General features: G+C 52.5%; 1 protein-coding gene and 1 pseudogene. Both read left to right on the top strand.

Going from position 1 to position 3,675, the window contains the following annotated elements:
- Positions 1-138: 138 nt before the first annotated feature.
- Positions 139-1,308: pseudogene (gene uhpC / locus V6C07_RS03925) on the top strand (MFS transporter family glucose-6-phosphate receptor UhpC); the annotation flags it as partial.
- A gap of 120 nt (positions 1,309-1,428) precedes the next feature.
- Positions 1,429-2,940, top strand: a complete 1,512-nt coding sequence (locus tag V6C07_RS03930) for an outer membrane homotrimeric porin (protein ID WP_333535057.1) — start codon at positions 1,429-1,431, stop codon at positions 2,938-2,940.
- Positions 2,941-3,675: the final 735 nt, after the last annotated feature.

Raw genomic sequence — 3,675 nt, forward strand, 5'->3', positions numbered from 1 at the left:
GAGAAGAGTGTAGTATGATGGCTCAAGTCCAAAATCTCCTTGTGTGGCAAGTTGTTGTGGTAACTTCTTATACCACATACTGCTGAGATTTTGGACTTTTTTGTTACCCCTTAGCCGGACAGCAATGTTACGCGCAACAGTTACAAATCCATCATGCCAGCCATGCTCAAAGACCTAGACTGGCAACTCTCAGATGTGGGCATGCTGAGCACCATTTTTTATATCGTTTACGGCTCTTCCCGGTTTATTGGCGGCATCATGAGCGACAAAGCCAACCCACGGTATTTCATGGGTGTCGGCCTTATCATCACAGGCATTATCAATATTGCCTTTGGTATGAGCTCATCGCTGCTGGCTCTGGCCATTTTGTGGGGTCTTAATGCCTTTTTCCAAGGCTGGGGCTGGCCCCCCTGTACGAAAATTCTCACCACATGGTACTCGCGCAATGAGCGCGGCTTCTGGTGGGCAGTGTGCAACACCTCGCACAACGTGGGCGGCGCTATCATTCCCCTGCTGGCTGGCTGGCTGGCCATACACTATGGCTGGCGTTACGGCATGATTGTTCCAGGTATTATCGGCATTGTGGCCGGCATCATTCTTTGCATCATCATGCGGGACAAACCGGAATCTATGGGGCTGCCTCGTGTAGGCGAATGGCGCAAGGACGAGCTGGAACTTGAGCAGGTAAAAAAAAGCGAAAGCTCTCTCACCACATGGCAGGTACTACGCCGCTACGTGTTTACCAACAAATACATCTGGCTTTTGGCCATTTCCTACGTGCTTGTGTATGTCGTGCGCATTGGCGTCAATGACTGGGCCAATATGTATCTGGTGAAGGAGCACGGCGTCGACCTGCTTGTGGCCAACAGCGCCATCACCATGCTCGAGATCGGCGGCTTCATCGGCACCATCGTCGCCGGATGGGGATCGGACAAATTGTTCAAGGGCAACCGCATCCCTATGAACATCATCTTTATGCTGGGCATCATGTGCTCTGTGGGCGCGCTCTGGCTTCTGCCCTTAAGCTCCAAGCTCGCTCTGGGCTCCGTGTTTTTCCTTATCGGCTTCTTCATTTTTGGTCCCCAGATGCTCACCGGCATGGCCGCTGCCGAAGTTTGCCACAAGGAATATGCGGGCACGGCCACGGGTTTTGTGGGGCTTTTCGGATACCTGGGAGCGGCCTGCACCGGCCTGCCTTTAGCGATGATCATAGAGAGCACAAGCTGGAATGGCTTCTTTATCGTCATGACCGCAGCGTCATTGCTTTCGGCCATACTTATCGTGCCCATCATCGGCGGAAAAAAGTAAGTAACTACCGCAAGCTCTTGTTAACGGCAGGGAGTGTTTTCAACTCTTCCCAGGTATTACCCCTACCGTTTTCACTTGTTACGATGCCATGCCTACCCTACTTAAAACCAAGGAGAAACAATGAAACGCATCGCGACTCTTTTTCTTGCTGCCGGACTGCTGTTCAGCACGATTACCGGAGCCAGTGCAATTGACTTTAAAGCTATGGGGCAGTGGCGTATGGGGTTTGGTGTAAGCGAAATATCCCCCATAAAGCAGTACCGAAAGAGCGATAGCGCCAGCCAGACCAAGGGAAGCAAGGAGGATATCTTTCAGGCCGCCCAGAGATTGCGCATACAACTGGATGCGGTGGCCTCCGAAGCCTTGTCTGGAACAGTGTATTTTGAAATTGGCACGATGCAATGGGGCAAAAGCAAAAACGGCGCGGCCCTCGGCGCAGATGGCTCAGATCAGATAAAGCTCAAGCGCGCCTATCTCGATTGGGTTGTGCCTCAGACCGAAATTGGATTTCGCATGGGCATTCAGGGCGTTGAGCTCCCAAAGGTGGCAGGTGGTTCGGCGGTTATGAAAACTGACGTGGCTGGTGTAGCCGCTTCCTACAAGTTCAATGAAAATTGGGGCGCCACGGCCCTTTGGGCTCGCCCTCTTAACGACAACTACGATGGTGGCGATAATCCAGCGCACAAGAACTATCTGGACAATATGGACCTGTTCATTCTGACGGTTCCTATGCAGTTTGGCGGCATATCCGCAACCCCCTGGGTCATGTATGGCATGATTGGAGCCAATGCGCTTGACGGCTACAAAGACTCATGGAGCACGGCAGATGGCAACCTGGACTACACGCTGCGGCCTTACCCCAACATGACTGGCGGAAAAAACATTGGGAACACCAGCAAGGGGTATGGTAACGCGGTCTGGTTCGGGCTTCCACTTACTCTTTCGCTGTGGGATCCGCTGAAAATCGAAGTGGACCTCAACTATGGATACGTTGAAAGTATGGGACGCTTTGACGCGCAAAAAAACGGCGTAGTCAAACGCTCCTGCACCGAACGCCAAGGTTTTGTAGGCAAGGCCCTTGTTGAATACAAACTGGATTGGGGAGCGCCGGGCATCTTCGGCTGGTACGGCACTGGCGATAGTGGCAATCCCAAGAATGGATCCGGCCGTATGCCTTCCATCGTTCCCAACGGCAGCCTTACTTCCTTCATGGGCGATGGCAATATGGGCTGGATCCGTCAGGACTTTAACGTGAGCTATTCCGGCAGTTGGGGTATAGGCGCGCAAATGCGCAATCTGGGCTTCATCGACGACCTCACCCACACTTTGCGCGTGGCTTACTGGGGTGGCACCAATAGCACCAATATGGTCAAGTATATGGATTCTGCCTATGCGTGGAGCGGCGGCTGGAATAAATCTGACGGACCTTACTTGACAACCAATGACGGCCTGCTCGAATTTAATCTGATAAACAGCTATAAAATATACGAAAACCTTGAAATGAACATAGAGCTGGACTACATAGCCAACTTTATGGACAACGACACGTGGAAAAAGGCCGGGGCGCGAAACACCAGTTTTGACAAACAGGACGTATGGAAGGCTCAGATCATCTTTGAATATACCTTCTAAAGTGCTACCGGTTTTCAGATTGCTTGGCTTGCTGTCCGCCCTGCGCGAACTGGCGCAGGCCCTGGAAGACCCACCGCGGTTCTGACCCTGCGCATGGCCTGAAAACGATTGTTTCACAAAAAATCCCGCAGAAATTGCGGGATTTTTGCATTTGCGCGGAACAGCGGACGCAAGAACCTGAAGCAGGTATTTATGGACGGTCATCCTTTGTGCTGCCCAGCAGATGAGGCGCACGGCGCGATGCAGTTTGTTAGAGCAGTTTACGAATGAAACGAGTCAACTGCTCTGCAAGGATTTTCCTGAAAATCCTTGCCACGAAATGCGAGTAGGCAGGCTTTTGCCTGCCGTAAGCAAGCATTTCAAGTGTGAATTTCTCTAGACACGTGCCAGCGCGTTCTTTCGTACGACGGCATGGAGCAACAGTGGGAGATACCGGCAGGGAAGTTGGGGCGGAAGGAGTTTTGGAGGTGCGTGTGGAGGGCGAGAGGTGTCTTTTTGAAGGCCCGTGTGCAGGGCAAAAGAAGTTTCGAAGGCATCTTTGGAGGGCAAGAGTTCGCCTGTCCTGCGGGGTCGGTAGTGTCCAGAATTTTTCGCACATTTTGTAGCTACCATGTGGTGTCAGGTCTGGCGCTGTCTTGAAGCTGGCGCGTGCTTTGCGAGCGGGACGCTAAGTGGCGATCCCGCGCTGCAATGCCCGTGACGGCATGGGGCTATGCCGATACTTCTTGATTCATA

The organism is Desulfovibrio sp. 1214_IL3152 (assembly GCF_036763055.1).
Classification (GTDB): domain Bacteria; phylum Desulfobacterota; class Desulfovibrionia; order Desulfovibrionales; family Desulfovibrionaceae; genus Desulfovibrio.

Coding starts and splice junctions, on each gene's coding strand:
- V6C07_RS03930 (WP_333535057.1), top strand. CDS start 1,429: ATGAAACGCATCGCGACTCTTTTTCTTGCTGCCGGACTGCTGTTCAGC.